At 36.4% G+C, this 16,064-nt stretch carries 14 protein-coding genes; 12 read left to right on the forward strand and 2 right to left on the reverse strand.

All coding sequences use genetic code 11. From position 1 onward, the window contains the following. Nucleotides 1-83: 83 nt before the first annotated feature. Entirely contained in the window at nt 84-2,657 is a 2,574-nt protein-coding gene (locus AC2TFD_RS01230) for an AAA family ATPase (RefSeq protein ID WP_484674792.1), read from the reverse strand. A gap of 173 nt (nt 2,658-2,830) precedes the next feature. Here AC2TFD_RS01230 and AC2TFD_RS01235 point away from each other — a divergent pair, with 173 nt between their 5' ends. The 8 genes from AC2TFD_RS01235 to AC2TFD_RS01270 all read left to right on the forward strand — a co-directional run bounded on the left by AC2TFD_RS01235 (nt 2,831) and on the right by AC2TFD_RS01270 (nt 11,734). Then, nucleotides 2,831-3,304: a hypothetical protein gene (locus AC2TFD_RS01235; protein ID WP_484674793.1), complete on the forward strand. Its 474-nt coding sequence runs from the start codon at nt 2,831-2,833 to the stop codon at nt 3,302-3,304. 292 nt (nt 3,305-3,596) lie between these two features. Continuing rightward, entirely contained in the window at nt 3,597-4,406 is an 810-nt protein-coding gene (locus AC2TFD_RS01240) for a TnsA endonuclease N-terminal domain-containing protein (RefSeq protein ID WP_484674794.1), read from the forward strand. Between the two features lie 15 nt (nt 4,407-4,421). Beyond that, nucleotides 4,422-6,596 (forward strand): Mu transposase C-terminal domain-containing protein, encoded by a 2,175-nt coding sequence (locus AC2TFD_RS01245; RefSeq protein ID WP_484674795.1) that lies wholly within the window; start codon nt 4,422-4,424, stop codon nt 6,594-6,596. Next, nucleotides 6,574-8,283, forward strand: a complete 1,710-nt coding sequence (locus AC2TFD_RS01250) for an AAA family ATPase (RefSeq protein WP_484674796.1) — start codon at nt 6,574-6,576, stop codon at nt 8,281-8,283. Before AC2TFD_RS01245 ends, AC2TFD_RS01250 begins: the two co-directional genes overlap by 23 nt. Next, nucleotides 8,252-10,147, forward strand: coding sequence for a TnsD family transposase (locus AC2TFD_RS01255; RefSeq protein ID WP_484674797.1), 1,896 nt, complete (start codon nt 8,252-8,254; stop codon nt 10,145-10,147). Before AC2TFD_RS01250 ends, AC2TFD_RS01255 begins: the two co-directional genes overlap by 32 nt. 103 nt (nt 10,148-10,250) lie before the next feature. Beyond that, the gene (locus AC2TFD_RS01260; protein WP_484674798.1) at nt 10,251-10,664 is read left to right on the forward strand and encodes a hypothetical protein; all 414 of its coding nucleotides are present in this window, start codon (nt 10,251-10,253) and stop codon (nt 10,662-10,664) included. A gap of 38 nt (nt 10,665-10,702) precedes the next feature. Further along, the gene (locus AC2TFD_RS01265) at nt 10,703-11,167 is read left to right on the forward strand and encodes a hypothetical protein (RefSeq protein ID WP_484674799.1); all 465 of its coding nucleotides are present in this window, start codon (nt 10,703-10,705) and stop codon (nt 11,165-11,167) included. A 63-nt stretch (nt 11,168-11,230) separates the two neighbouring features. Continuing rightward, entirely contained in the window at nt 11,231-11,734 is a 504-nt protein-coding gene (locus AC2TFD_RS01270) for a DUF2716 domain-containing protein (RefSeq protein ID WP_484676259.1), read from the forward strand. 113 nt (nt 11,735-11,847) lie between these two features. Here the strand turns inward: AC2TFD_RS01270 and AC2TFD_RS01275 are convergent, their stop codons facing one another. Beyond that, the gene (locus AC2TFD_RS01275) at nt 11,848-12,222 is read right to left on the reverse strand and encodes a hypothetical protein (RefSeq protein WP_484674800.1); all 375 of its coding nucleotides are present in this window, start codon (nt 12,220-12,222) and stop codon (nt 11,848-11,850) included. Between the two features lie 538 nt (nt 12,223-12,760). Between AC2TFD_RS01275 and AC2TFD_RS01280 the strand changes: the two genes are divergently transcribed. From AC2TFD_RS01280 to AC2TFD_RS01295, 4 genes are all read left to right on the forward strand, one after another. Further along, nucleotides 12,761-13,471 (forward strand): DUF421 domain-containing protein, encoded by a 711-nt coding sequence (locus tag AC2TFD_RS01280; protein WP_335510355.1) that lies wholly within the window; start codon nt 12,761-12,763, stop codon nt 13,469-13,471. A 119-nt stretch (nt 13,472-13,590) separates the two neighbouring features. Beyond that, on the forward strand, nt 13,591-14,058 hold the full coding sequence (locus AC2TFD_RS01285) for a cupin domain-containing protein (RefSeq protein WP_420489222.1): 468 nt from the start codon (nt 13,591-13,593) through the stop codon (nt 14,056-14,058). 227 nt (nt 14,059-14,285) lie between these two features. Continuing rightward, nucleotides 14,286-15,263: an ABC transporter ATP-binding protein gene (locus tag AC2TFD_RS01290; RefSeq protein WP_335569797.1), complete on the forward strand. Its 978-nt coding sequence runs from the start codon at nt 14,286-14,288 to the stop codon at nt 15,261-15,263. Then, nucleotides 15,260-16,063 carry an ABC transporter permease gene (locus AC2TFD_RS01295; protein WP_335569798.1) on the forward strand — a complete coding sequence of 268 codons (804 nt, stop codon included), beginning with the start codon at nt 15,260-15,262 and terminating at the stop codon, nt 16,061-16,063. Before AC2TFD_RS01290 ends, AC2TFD_RS01295 begins: the two co-directional genes overlap by 4 nt. Nucleotide 16,064: the final 1 nt, after the last annotated feature.

Below are 16,064 nucleotides of genomic sequence, written 5' to 3' on the forward strand. Positions count from 1 at the left end.
TAAGTTGAATAAAAATAAACAAAAGGACCAAAACACTGGTCCTTTTGAATTTGTTTAATATCAAAGTTATCGTTAAACATAACCTATTTTTTAAACAATTTACTAAACCGCTCCAACATGTTAAGGTCATCATTCATTTCATCTTTACTTGGTACTATACGACCAATAGCCTGAGATTCATCGTGTACGTAAGTGGATGTTTTTGTCATACCTTCAGTTACGAGTTGGACAATCTCATCCGAAAATTTAATTTTACTAAGTTTTTGTGTTTGAACACTTGGATTAAACCTTTCAACGACACCGTTTAACAACAATTCTTCTACGGCACGTTCCCACGATTCCCTAAGCAGCATATACCATGTTTTAACTTGCGGAAAATACATATCTGGATCTAACTGGCTTTCTAACTTTTTTAGCTTTGGCAGTTCATTTCTTAAGTATTTGATTCTTTTACTAGTTGAAAGGGTTATCCATGGCATTTCCGTTTTTGCAATCCCTGCCCTGTTACCATTTCTCCTTACAGAACAATAGGATGCGTTTACGTTTTGTAAATTAACATGTTTTTGCAAGGTATGTAGAAACACGATGTCGTGTGTAAAAATAATGACTTGCCGTTTTTTTGCTTCTTGTACTAGCCGATGAGCAACATACTCTCTCCTGCTATGGTCTAAGGAGGAGACAGGATCATCAAGTATGATTCCTCCATTTGATGGAATAGAAGAGATTTCTGCAAGGAAGAAGGCTATTGATAATGCTTTTTGTTCACCTTCACTAAGGATTTCGTTAATGTTAATTTTTGAACTGGAATCCAAAGCGAGTTTTATCGTGGTTTTTCCTTTTACCCCTCTGCTATTTAGCTTGAATAGAATGTGTTCCCTTCTTAGCTGCTTTAGTTCATTTTCAATTTCGTCCTTAAACTTGTCGGTCAACAATGAACTGGATAATTCGTTATATTTTTTTGTCAATTTGGTTGTATCCAGTGATTTTATTGCTTTATCAATCTTATCAACTTCTTGGCGAATTTTTGCTAAGCGATATAAATCATCTATTCTTTTAAAGACCTTTTCTTTTGAAACTAACTCGTTCTGTTCTGCAAGTAATTCTGCTGAGTTGTCTTGTTGGGCTATTGTTTTTAAATGTTTCAATTCATTATTTTTTATCTCTAACCAATGTGCCATTTCTTTTAGAGGTGGTAGTTCTATTTCTGGAATATCATCCAAGGACAGGTAAATATCTGTCTCGGCATTTTGTAATAATGTACTAACTTTTATTGCTGATTGGATAAACAATTCCGCTTTCATATCCAATTCAGGAGAATCATGATAAAAGAAAGTACGAACAGAGGGTTCTGCCACTTTTGTGAATGGTAAAGATTTTATTTTAGTTATTAAATCTTGTCTTTGAGAGTGTAACTGAGCTGTTTCTTGACTAATGCTGTCAGTGATAAATTCCTCAAAACGTGTTAATCGAATTCGAGACTCTTCCTTAAGGTCTTGTTGGCATAATAGGCATTTTGCTTCATTCTCGACGTGTGGAAATGACTTTCCAGGATAAGCAATTTCATGATATTGTTTGGCGGTGTGCCATAGTTTTTTCCAAGGATCACTCCCAACACCTGCTAAAGGTTGTTCTACAAATGCTTCACGAGTTAAAACTTCCAACGTTGCTTTCGAATCAAGGTATTGTTGATGTACCGAGACAAATTCTTTAACTTTTTCAAAAGATAATTCGTTAAGAATTTGTTGGAGGTTGTTTTTTAAGTTTGTAATATCATTTATGTTCCTTTGAAGTTCCTGCATTAATTTAACAGGATTTGAATCTATAAGGACCTTTAAATCTTTTGTAATCTGATTAAGCCGCTCCAGATCTTTTTCTGTAAAAATACAATTCTGTTGAATGTCCTTTTCTTTCGTTTTGTAAGAAATAGATTCAACAAAAGTTTTGGCTTTTGAAGAGGTGGTTAACTCATGGAATGAAGGCAGTGTTTCTAAAAGTTCATCTTTTAACTGTAATAAACCTTGTTTTATTGCAGTTTGATGCCGAGCAAGATCATCGAAGATTTTAAATTCAGTTGGAATAAATACAACCTCGTTTTCGGATTCTGCATAAACTCTCGCACAATCAGTGTCGAAAATACTGATGGATGTTAACTGCTGTTCAGGTGCGGTATTTACCACTCTATTAATAATAGTTTCTGTGCCATTTTGCTGTATATGAATGTCGGCTGTGCTTATTGACCCGCCTGATTTATAGATATTTGGATGAATCTTTGTTTTATCATCGACAGCTCGACAAGCCTGCTTTAACACCTTAGCATAACTAGATTTACCAGCGGAATTTTCACCGTACACAACCGTTAACCCATCAGGTAAAAATTCAAGTCCATACTCTGGTTCGATGGCGGCAATATTATTGAAGTTTTTTAATGCAGTAATCTTGATGGTTTCTTTCGGATTTTTATTAGGGATATGATTTTTTTCTAAAGGACTAATGGTTAAAATCCTCCCAGAAAAACCATTCTCATGAAGGATATTATTTATTACTTCATCTGTGTCTTTACTTTCTAGCATAGATTTTTGATATAGCCTTCTGATTAAATCATTTTGCCATTTAGGAAGCCCCGATGACCATTCCCAAATATGATCGTTAAATTCCATATATTTCCCTCCCTATGACAATAACTTAAACCATTCAACAAAAGAGAACAATATATTTTTGAAATATGTAGAAAAATGACACAATCATTACTCTTAAAATTCAATCTTACAAGTATTTATTCTGAATAATCGGAAATTACTTTAAAAAGAGAGAAACAAGGGAGAGAGAAAATATGTATGTCGATAATGTTCGGAATACAATTAGCAGACTAGAACAGGATGAATATGAGGAATATTTAAAAAAGCTGCGGTCTATTTTAATGAGAAAGTACAGTAAAAATGTAAAACCATCTGAACTTAAGCAGCGAGTGGATGAATTTATTGGTGGGAAAGATCCTAAAATTGAATCGTTCGAAGCCTATTTAATAACTTTTGATGAACTATCAACAAATGGGGCTATGAATGCCTTAAATAACAAAAAAGTGAAAATGCCAAAAACTTGGCGACAATTACTCCTAAAGGTGACAGAGGATCGAACCCTTTCTCCCGATGTCATAAAACATTTAGAGGAAGAAGAAATCCTAATTGAAATAAAGGCATTGTTTTACTATTCTATTGAATATTGTAAAAGCGAAAACAAGCATAAGTTCTTTGAAAATCTACGTCATTTTAATGACTTTATAAAAATAGCACTCAATAAAAAATGATCTGTTAATAAAGTAACAGGTCATTTTTTTGTAATTTTGGTGGTTTATAAATGACGTTTTTTGTTCATAATGATAGAAAAATGTCGTTTATAAATTACTGGAAAACAAATTTATTTCAAAAATATAATCAAAACTGAGATAAAAAATCGTCAAAAAAATATTTTTTTAAATTATTTTTTCTCAAAAATATTTTTTTGGTAAAAATCGGCACTAGAAAATTTTACAGCATGTAAGAAGTGAGCTTCCTGTTTATGATAGGAGCATGAATTTTCTTAGCAAAGGGGTGACAACTGTGTCAAAAAGGAAAACAGCATTAACTGAAAAGAAAATCCTAGAAATGGAAAAAGAAGGTCGAGGGCAAGGTTCTGGAAAGGAGTATAAGCCGTGGATTATCATTCAGGATTTCCCTTCAAATGGATTAGCCACAAGAGGAAAAGGGTGGAAAACAAATCGTATCCATCAATTCCTATCTAAATTGGAACGGGATTATTACTATGTGTTGGAATGGAACGATTCTGTGGTCGATATAAGAGAGCAGTATCCATTGTCCCGCGATGACACCTGGTACATCGCTAATGAAAAAGGGATTAAACACCCAACCGATCCAAAATCTCAAGTTCCTATTGTGATGACGACCGATTTCTTTATAACCCTAAAAGATTCCAAAGGTACAAGACACGTCGCTCGCACCGTTAAACCATCAAGCAATTTAGAAAACCAGCGAACGATTGAGAAATTAGAAATCGAGCGTGCCTATTGGGGAGATCGCGGAATTGACTGGGGGATTATTACGGAAAAAGAAATTCCAAAAGACTTGGTGGAAAATGTAGAATGGCTGCACCTTTCGTATTTTGAAATTGAGGATCTGCCTGCCTCCACACTTAACACTTACGCCAAGCAAATGAATTCTTTTATCAAAAAATATAAAACCTCTATTATCGAAATGGTGACAGAATTTGATCAAACCTTTCAGTTGGAAGATGGAATGGGGCTTGAAATCCTTAAGCATTTAATTGCTAGAAAAGAAGCCCCTGTTAATATAACCAAAAAGATTTTCACACATCTTTGGGTGGAAGATGTTTTCAAACTTGACTCTATTTAAGAAGGAAGGAATTGAATGTTTGTAATCAATGACATTATTAGCATCGAAGAAGTCGGTGGAAAGAAACGATTAGAAAGAATTATTTGGATAGATGATGGAAACATCATCTGTTACACCATCGATATGGAAAAGGAAAGCACACTACCTATCAAACGTAAGATTTCTGATTTGCAGCAAATGCATGATGAACAATTATTGTCTTTTGTAGATAATGATCCTTACGGCTTCATCTATCAGGACGAGGATCAGCTTTCTGAAAAAAGTAAGGAATTACGGGATGAACGATGGGAATGCATCGAAGATATGGTTTTACTAGAACCATACATCTACGAAGCAGACAAAAGAGGTTCCCTCATTAGAGACGCAATGGTGAAGACGGGCAAAACCAAGCGTTTGCTCTATAAATATCTGACCCAATATTGGCAAAGAGGGAAAGTCAAAAACGCTTTGCTACCCGATTATAAAGACTCTGGTGGTAAAGGAAAAGAAAAGACTTTTACAGACAAAAAGAACGGGAGAAAACGGAAGTTCGGAAGATCCTTCGGAGAAGGAATTATCATTACCAATGAAATAAAACGGATTTTTGAGGTCAGTGTAAAGAGGTTTTATCATACTACCAAAAAAAATCCACTCGCTACAACCTATAATTTGATGCTCCAAACGCACTTTGTAGCAGATTATCGGTATGAAAATGGTGTGAAAAAACCTATTCTCCATGAAAAAGATAAACTCCCGACTTTAAGGCAATTTAAATTTTGGTATGAAAAAACCTATAAAGCCGAAGAAAAATTGCGTAAGAGAAAGGGTAACCGAAAATACGAGTTAGAAAATCGTGCGGTTTTGGGAACATCAGTAGGTGATTTATACGGTCCTGGAACCAAATATCAAATTGATGCGACGGTTGCCGATGTTTATCTTGTTAGCAGCTTCAATCGAAATTGGATTATTGGTCGCCCTGTAATTTATGTAGTAATCGATGTATTCAGCAGAATGGTTGTAGGTCTTTATGTAGGACTAGAGGGTCCATCGTGGTTTGGAGCGATGATGGCGTTAGCCAATACAGCCAGTGATAAAGTTTCCTATTGTAAGCAATACGGGATTGATATAACAAAAGAAGAATGGGATTGTCATTATCTTCCACAGACCCTTTTAGCCGACCGAGGAGAACTGGAAGGTTACAACGTGGAACGGCTAATCAACGCTTTTCATATGAAAGTGGAAAATACACCACCATATCGTGCCGATTGGAAAGGGATAGTGGAACAGCACTTTCGAGTTATCAATACAAAAGTGAAACCATTTTTACCTGGAACAGTGGATACGGATGTAAGGGTAAGAGGTGACAGGGATTATCGATTGGATGCCACGTTAACCTTGGAGGAGTTTACAAGTATCATCATTAAATGTGTACTTCATCACAACAATCATCACTGGTTAAAAAACTATAATCAGGATGAAATGATGATCGAGGATGAGGTTTCCCTCATCCCGCGTGAATTATGGAAATGGGGGATAAAAAATCGCTCAGGTAAACTTCGTTCTTATTCTGAGGATATTGTAAAACTTCATCTCCTTCCGACCGCCAACGCAAGGGTAACGGAAAAAGGGATCGTTTTTAAAAAGATGCGTTTCAGCAGTGAAACGGCATTAAAAGAAAATTGGTTTGGAGAGGCAAGGGAAAAGAGCTGGCTAATCCCGATTTGCTACGATCCTAGAGACATGTCACACATTTATCTGCCAGGTGAAGACGGCAGAAGTTATGAAGTGGCAACTTTGCTTGACCATCAAAAGAAGTACAGCGGCAAAACCATGGAAGAAGTCGAGTATTACTTTGCTTACGAATTGTTTAAAAAACAATCTTTTGAACATGAAGAACTGCAACAAAACGTGGATTTAACAAGCGACATTGAACACATCGCTCAAAAGGCTAAGAAGTCTTTGGATAAAGAAAAAGTGGAAATGAGCAACAATCAAAAGGTGAAAGGGATTCGTGAAAATCGCTCAGTGGAAAAAGAAGCAAGGCGGAAAGAAGAAGCCTTTTTACTGGCTGATTTACAACCGTTTCCTCAACCTATTGAAGAGAAAGTTGTTGTTGAAGAAACAACTTCTACACAGGTGAGTTCAAAGTTACAGTTATTACGTCAAAAACAGAAGGAGAAGTTGAATCGTGCAAGGGTTAGCAACAAGTGAATCACAGATACTGCATGGTGAAGAAATGGTCGATGCCATTTATAGCGATCAAATTGTTCAAGATTATGAATCCAATCCTTTAATTGAGGCTCTTCCTCCTATTTTTACAGAGGATGATGTGATCGAGCATTTATCGGTTATACCTTCTTATGACGAAAAAGAACGATCCTTAAATGCTAACTATCGGTTTCATTGTGTACAACGATTGTTTCAATACTTTCAACCGTTCGAAAAGCATCTTGATTTGGAACAACGAATTTCAAGAGCCATTCGACAAGGGTATTTGCACCGAAATCCGATGAAAAGAGAAGAAGTCATGAGGATTCACGAAAGCTATAAGGCAATAAAAGAAGGGAAGTTTTTAAAAACCTATCAAACTGAAGCCAAACGTACAGCTGCTGGTTTTACGATTATTGGTCTTTCGGGAATTGGAAAATCCACTGCCATTGAAAGGGTACTATCCTTTTATCCACAAATGATCAAGCATCAGGAATACAAAGGAAAACCATTTCAATTTACACAAATCTCTTGGTTAAAGCTCGACTGTCCATTTGATGGTTCCCTAAAAGGATTATGTATGAGCTTTTTCTCAGAACTCGATCGGTTACTTGGCTCCAATTATTTAAACAAATTCGGAGCACAAAAAAATACACTGGATTTAATGATGCAACGAATGAATCACCTAGCAAGCCGTCACGGAATTGGTCTTCTTATCATTGATGAAATTCAGCATTTGAGCCTTAGCAAAAGCGGCGGATCTGAAAAGATGTTGAACTTCTTCGTAACACTCGTTAACACCATCGGAATACCAGTTTTAATGGTTGGAACAAATAAAGCCATTTCCATTTTGCAAAGCGAATTCCGCCAGGCAAGACGGGGAAGCGGGCAAGGCGATATGGTTTGGTCGCAGATGCCAAAAGATGAGTCTTGGGATTTATTTGTCGAGGGCATGTGGGAATATCAATGGACAGCTCATTATACCGAATTGACAAGCGAATTCAACGATCTTCTTTATGAAGAAAGCCAAGGAATTCTCGATATTGCGGTTAAGCTCTTTATGCTTTCGCAAGTACGAGCGATTGCAACAGGGGATGAAAGAATAACAAAACAAACCATGAAACAGGTGGCTAAGGACAGCTTACGACTCGTTAAACCGATGCTGGATGCGTTGCGGTCAGGAATTCCGACTGAAATTGCCAAATATGAAGATATTCTTCCGATTGATATGGATGAGGAAATCGAGAAATACAAAGCCTCCATTGATTTTCAGGATAAGATTCGTATTCAAAAGAAGTTACAACAACAAAAGCGTCAGAAAAAAGAGCAGTCTCTTTTAGAAGAAGTGACGCTGCAATTGTTAGCGATGGATTTCGATCCAAAACAAGTGGAAAGTGCTGTTAAGAAAGTGTTTAAAAATTTAGGCGATGATATTGAAAAATCAACGGTGCTGAAGGAAGCCGTCAAACTCCTGATTGATAAGGATGACAAGAAGGCTGAAATCAAAGCTAAGAAAAGGAAAATCGATACAATAAATGAAAATTACTTGGGACGATTGATGCAAGAAGCAAGACAAAAGAAGAAATCCGTCTATGAGTATTTTCTGGATAAAGGCATTATTAAACCACCATTAGACGAAATCTGGGAGGAAGATGAAAATGCTGCATTGGTTTCCCACGCCGTATCCTGATGAATTGTTGTATAGCGTACTAGCTCGTTATAATGTATGGTCTGGAAATACGAGTCCCAAAATGACGGTAGAGGAACTGTTCGGTAAACGGACAGTTCGTTCCGTTTGGGATTTGCCCGCTAACTTATATGCTTTACTAAGCCAATTGGGTCCTTATTGGGATGCCGATCAATTGATTAATGATCATACGATGTATCCATACTATGCTGCTTTTTTACTTCCGAAACAGGCGAAACAAGTGAAAAAGTCGATGCTAGAAAGCAAAGGAAGCACAATTCATACGCGTATCGGTGTGTCGGCAAGCAATGTGAAAGTAAAAACAAACCTTTGGGTATGCAGTGACTGTATCAAAGAGGACATGGAAACTTACGGCGAGACGTATTGGAGACGGGTTCACCAAGCCCCTGGTGTTTTTGTTTGTCCGAAGCATGAAAGGGTACTGGAGGAAACATCAGTTTCAGTGAAAACTCAAAACCAACATGAGTTTATTGTTGCCACACCTGATGTCGAAAGAACAAAGATAAGACTAGATGGACTAAATATGGAAGAAATTCAGCTGCTATTAGATATATCAAAAGAAACGGATTCCCTTTTAAATAACACACGTCTTAAAACTAATGATAATACCATTCGGTCAAAATACCTGGAACTGCTGAAACAAAAGGGATATGCAAGTGTGAACGGAACGGTAAAACGGGATAGACTGTACCAAAGTTTTGGTGCGAAATTCTCCGACCACAGCTTGGAGCTATTGCAGTCATCTGTATTGTTCGAAGAAACAGATTGGTTAACGATGATTTTCCAAAAACACCGCAAGTCCTTTCATCCGCTTCGGCATTTGTTGGTGATGATGTTTTTAGAAACAGATTTGGACCACTTATTTGGTAAAAAAGAGTATCAGCCATTTGGGAAAGGACCATGGTTATGCTTAAATACTGCCTGTCCAAATCATCGAAAACCAGTCGTAAAAGATTTTACAGTAACCATTTGTTATGATACGAGGAAACCTGTTGGAACATTCCGCTGTGATTGTGGATTTGTCTTTTCCAGAAGAGGACCTGACAGAAGCAGAGATGATCAATATCGTATCGGTACAATCAAGGATTACGGGCACGTTTGGAAAACAAAACTGACCGAATTGGTGAATGAAGGGAACTCCCTTACAGAAATCTCAAGAGAATTGCAGGCGGATAGGGCAACCATCAAAAAATATGCTGCCGAGCTAGAACTGAAAGTACCGTGGAAACTTCCAAAGGTTGAAAAGAAAGAGGTAAATGAGTCTCTGGAGGATTTTGAGACACAATTAAATGAAAGAAAAAGCAAATGGCTCGACCTTCAGGAACAATATCCTGAAAAGTCAAAAACGGAATTGCGAAAAATGGTTCCTGATGTGTATGCCTTTTTGTATCGCAATGATCGTAATTGGCTCAACACTAATTCTCCTGTAAAGAAAAGGATTCAAACAGCTTATCAACGGGTCGATTGGGAAAAACGGGATAAAGAACTTCTGAAACAAGTGAGGAAAGTGCTACGAAATTGGGATAAAGATGCTGAAAAGCCGACAAAGATAACGGTAACTTCTATTGGAAAGAAAATAAATGAATTATCGTTATTACAGAAAAAAGCGGACAAACTCCCAAAAACAATGGAATTTATTGAAAAGGTGTCGGAGGATTTAGTAGCTTTTCAAAAAAGACGTGTTGAATTTACGATTGAAAGGCTAAAAAAAGAGGACGAACCAGTCCTTGATTGGATAATTTACAAAAAGGCAGGACTTCGACCAACCGTTTCCAATGAAGTAAAAAGACTGATCACTTTAAGGACCACAGAATATGAAACAGTAAAACATGAAGGGACTTCGTAATTTGAAGTCCCTTCATAATTATTTCAATAAAGGAGTTAGTTGAACAAGAATCCCTTAATTATATGGTGTTTTATGGTGAAATTGAGTTATGGGAGGGGTTGGGATGAACAAAGAAATTGAAGAAATCATTGTCAAAACTTTTTTCATTAAAAAAACCCAAAAAAGAGTTCTTTTCGAACTATCTTCAAGCAAGAAACGCCGTGATAGGATAGGAAGATTAGAAAGTCCTTTCGAGTGTCTTCGTAAAGAATTTGTTTTCGAAATACCTAAACCTAATTCCGACCCAGAAGAAATTGAGAAATTATTGAAAAAACATGATGCGGGGAACATGTGCTATGTAATGACCTCTATTATTAGTGATATGGATGGAAAAGATTTGCCGCTAAGGGAAGCCTTAGAGAATTTAATTGGATGTGGAATGCCATTCTTAATTTCTTGCATTCCCGACAAACTAGCATACTTCCAAGGGGAACAGTGTTATGGTCCACCTCGAAGGTTTATTTTAAAAAAGCAATAGGGAAATCTTATTAAGCAAACTGGCTTTAGGAGGATAGCATGGGTTTAGAGCATGAGTTTTACCTCATTCCTAGCACAAACGATATTAAAGAATTTTGGATGCATAGAGAAAAGAACAACGGTATTATTGACAGTGTTGTAATATATGATGATTTAATTCAATATATTTATGACTCATTAGAATGGATCCCTAGTAAAAATCCAGCCTTACGAGGAACTCCAAACGGTAGGGGTCTAAACTATCATGGAGTTACGCTTTTTGATAAGCAATCTTCATCAACATTAGAAAGTGTTTTTTCCTCTTGGAGGGATTTATTTAAAAATGCACCTGATACACTTGAACTTACTGGGGAATTTATTTATGACAAAAGTGATGAAATATTAGGTGAATATGAAAAGCTAGTATTCAACCGAGATGAAGTAATTAAGCTATTTGAAAAAATAATCTCAATGTCAGCACAATTAGCCAAAGGTGATTATTATATATACCATTGCGGCATATAAAAAACTGTTGAAGTAAAAAAGGCATCCATCCTTATTAGGATACCGTTTTATGGAGGGATTAATATTAATAATTGGATTGAACTTTCTCAATCTGAATATGACGCTGTATGGAAAAAGGTATGTAAAGAATTTAAATTTAAACCAAGCATCTCAATATTTCCTTCGTTTAAAGTACCAAAACCATTTATCACATATGATATTTCTAGCTATCGAAATTGGTCAGGAGAATTAGAGGAGTTTGTAAAGATTTATAATGACCTTGAAAAGAAATCGATGTTTGCTTTTCAAGAATTAACGAATGATAATGAGTATTTTTATGCTTTAGATTGGCAGCATGATTGTTATTGGGTTAATCCCTTTTTAGAGTTTCCCAGAGACGAATTTAATGAGTGGATAATACCTATTTTTCCTGATGGGGATTATTACTTCTTTATACAAAAGGAATTCAAATGGGGATTTTTAGGTCATCCTTGGGAAGAGACCATTACTGTATTCGGTAAGGAACTAATCGATGTATTTGAAAAAAACAAGCCTAGAATGTTAAATACAATTTTACGGATTGGTTAATATTTACTTTATTGAAGTAACGAGAGTTAGGAACCTGTAAATATAAAAGCCTGTTTCAATTATTAATGATTAAAACAGGCTTTACAATCTGATAATATTTTAAGGTCAATTTTTTAAGCACGATATAGAATATCAATATCCCCATCTACAAATCCAATTCCTATTGCAGATGCACTTTTAAGGATGTTTGCATTCTCTCCTTCTTCCAGATATCGTTCTACTAGAATCGTAATGTAGTTTAAACCTTGTTCCCAATGCTCAATATCTTCTGTTCTTTTTATGTAGCAAATATCTTCTTCCGAAGTAAAATAGTCGGTGCAAGCCCAATCTGAGTCATGTTCATCAAATTCATCAGAACCAATTAATTGTATATCGTATGTATCTTCTGAACCTTCATATAAGTTAAAATTGAATGCTTTTATTCCTTTAGGGATGTCTTGCTCTAAAACCTGATTTAACCATTTTGAAAACAATTTATAATTGTCCATAGATATTTCACCCGTTTTTAATAATAATTTTATTAATATGATGTTATATTATGAAGTTATCTCAAGTCAATTGATTAAGGAAGCAAGGTATTTTTCTTCTTCAAGTAATGTGGTGTTTTAATTAAAGAGATATAACCAAAAATAACTATAATGTGGATCCGAGAAATAACGATATTACAGAAAAGGTCTATTCCAGTTCCCGACTTTTTTGTACAGCTGAAAATAACACGGTTCCCGACTTTTATTATCGGGAGTGACAAAAACGAACGTAGGAATGCGGGTTTCAAGCCTTCATAGTTCCCGACTTTTTTGTAATGCATCAGGATCCAATTGGATTTCGTCCCTTTTTCTATTATTCAATATGCTCTCAATATCGTATGTTCATTTGCTGCCCAGAACGTTATCAGTTCGAAAGATCACAAACGACGGGTATTCCTTATGTCATTTTGAAGTGCAGCATTAATTATTAAGATAGGTAAAAGAATTTTAAAAGGCCACGAGGGAAACATAGATATGAATATTTTCAAGGAGGAATAATATGCCTGAACATTTTGAAGTTATTATCAGATCAATATGTACCTTTGGTCTTCTTTTAATTGGCTCAAAAATCCTTGGAAAACAAACAATTGCTCAAATGACGTTATTTGATTTTATTGCTACTATCGCTATGGGGGCCATTGCGGCCAACTTAGGCTTTAATACGAATATTAAGGTGCACCACTTACTTTTATCATTTAGTGTATTTGTTGCAGTTGTTTATTTTATTTCATTGATGTCATTAAAAAACAAACGGGCAAGGAAGTTCTTTGCGGGAGATCCTACAATTGTTATACAAAATGGAAAAATACTTGAGAATAATATGAAAAAGATGCGTTACACTTTGGATTATCTCAATCAGCAATTAAGAGAAAAAGGTGTATTTAATATTGAAGATGTTCTTTATGCAATTGTTGAAGTGAATGGTTCCCTGGCTTTATTAAAAAAACCACAATATCGGAGTGTAACAAAGCAGGATTTATCTATTCCAATAAATCTTGAACAGAGGATCCCTATAGAACTTATAATGGATGGAAAAGTAATTGAAAAAAACCTTAAGCAAAATAACCTCTCCCAAATTTGGTTAGAGAGGGAACTAAATAAAAGGAAGCTTAAGGTTGATGAAGTGGTTTATGCGGTCCTAGCAGCTAATGGGAACATTTATATCGATACATATAAAGATAATATCATTTCACCACTTGATAAAGAGTAATAAGCCCTGAACCTAAGTACAGTTGAGAAAACAATTGCATAGGATAATTGAAAAAGGTGAAGGGGTGGAGAAAATTGTACTATGTTCCTTATTACGATCCATATCAGTTTCCATATTATGTGCCAACAAGTAACTACGAAAGACAATCTGATTACTGGAATCATCCAGCCAGACTAAGAGATTATGGGCCCAATCCATTTGTTGTGAATATTAATGAGGCGTCTAAACAAAACAATACGTATCGTACTGCTTTATGGACAGGAACACATTTACAAGTAACATTGATGAGTATTCAACCAGGTGAGGATATTGGTTTGGAAATTCATCCTAACGTGGATCAATTCTTACGGATTGAACAAGGTCAAGGGATTGTTCAAATGGGCATGAGAAAAAACGATCTTAATTTTGTTAGAAGAATCGCTGATGACTCAGCAATAATGGTACCGGCAGGAACATGGCATAATGTAACCAATACAGGGAATATTCCGCTTAAACTTTATTCCATATATGCACCACCTAACCATCCGCCAGGTACCGTTCATGTAACAAAGCGAGAGGCAATGGCTGCAGAAGCTCACCACCGATAGTCATGGCGAAGGATCTTCCAATGTTTTTGGTAAAAGAAGGACTATAGGATGTTCCAGGAATAATAAGGTTATACCAAATTTCAGCTTCAAAAGGTTAAAGAAAAAACCGTTTCTCACTATTTATGAGATCGGTTTTTTTAAGTATTATATACAATTCTAAAAATTCTTGACACTCATCTGCCCTGAATGGTACTATTTTCCTCTGTGACAAAAAGGGAGGGAACCATTTGATTAAAGTAGAAGGCATAAATAAATCTTTTAAAGTTCCTAAAAGATCATCGGGATTGCTGCAGGCCACAAAAGCACTTTTCCATAGAGAATTTACCATTGTTGAAGCCTTAAAAGATATCAGCTTCACCATCGAACCCGGTGAAATTGTTGGTTACATTGGGCCCAATGGTGCAGGAAAGTCTACAACCATTAAGATCATGAGCGGCATTTTAGTTCCAGATGGGGGAAATTGCAGCATTAAGGGCTTCACACCCTGGAAGGAACGTGTAGAGTATGTAAAAAATATAGGCGTTGTCTTCGGCCAGCGTTCGCAGCTTTGGTGGGATGTTCCGGTCATCGATTCATTTGAACTATTAAAGGATATATACAAAATACCGCCACAGGAATATAAAACGACATTAAATCTGCTCATCGAAACCTTAGAATTAAAAGACATCATAAACGCTCCTGTCCGACAATTAAGCTTAGGTCAGCGGATGCGCTGTGAAATAGCTGCCTCTCTTATCCATAACCCGAAAATTCTATTTTTAGATGAACCTACGATCGGGCTTGATGCCGTTTCAAAAATTGCTGTCCGGCAATTCATCAAAACGATTAATCAGGAAAAGGGTGTGACGGTCGTTCTAACCACCCATGATATGAACGATATCGAAGCGCTAGCTAATCGGGTAATATTAATTGGCAAAGGCAGTTTACTCTATGACGGGAATTTAGAGGAATTAAGAAGACGTTTTGGAACACATAAAACGATTACAGCAGACTACCGTAAAAACAAGAACTTCATAGATATACCTGGAACCAACATCATCCACTGGTCCCCTGAACACGCTGTCCTTAGCATCGATACAGAACAAATCCTTACATCAGATGTTATTACTGAGCTATCGAAACAGGTGGATTTATTAGATGTCACCATCGAATCTCAGCCCATTGAAGACATCATTGTTCAGCTTTATAAGGAGTTTCAAATATGAAGGTATATGCTGCAGTATTAAAACTACGACTCTTAATTGGAATGCAATATCGGGCAGCAGCGTTAGCTGGGGTGGCAACGCAATTTTTCTGGGGATTTATTTCGATTATGGTGTTTGAAGCGTTCTATGAACATGCTGCGGTTACACCTCCCATTTCTCTAAAAGAACTCATTACATATATTTGGCTTCAGCAGGCATTCCTTGCTTTTGTTATGCTTTGGTTTCGTGACAATGAGTTATTTGATCTCATTACAAGCGGCAATATCGCCTATGAACTATGCAGGCCAACAGATTTATATGGGTTCTGGTATGCAAAACTTCTCGCACAGCGATTATCCAGTGCATTATTGCGGTGTTATCCAATCTTAATCATCGCTCTCTTTTTACCAAAACCCTACAACATGACACTTCCTCCAAACGGTACCACCTTTCTTTTATTTGTTATTACACTTTTATTAGGCTTGCTACTTTTAGTGGCCATTTCCATGTTCTTATATATTTCTGTATTTGTAACGTTATCACCAATGGGATCACTATTGATATTTGGCGTATTGGGGGAATTTTTCGCAGGATTGATTATCCCGATTCCACTCATGCCATTATGGCTTCAAAAAATAGCATACGTCCTGCCATTTCGCTGGACCGCAGATTTTCCATTTCGTGTATATTCCGGTCATATACCCCAAACAGAAGCACTAATAGGTGTTTTCATTCAATTGGCTTACCTGTTGGGTCTCCTATGGCTCGGAAAACTGGCACTTAACGCCGCACTAAAAAGAGTCATCGTACAGGGGGGATAGG

The sequence above is a fragment of the Neobacillus sp. plas4 genome (assembly GCF_057221695.1).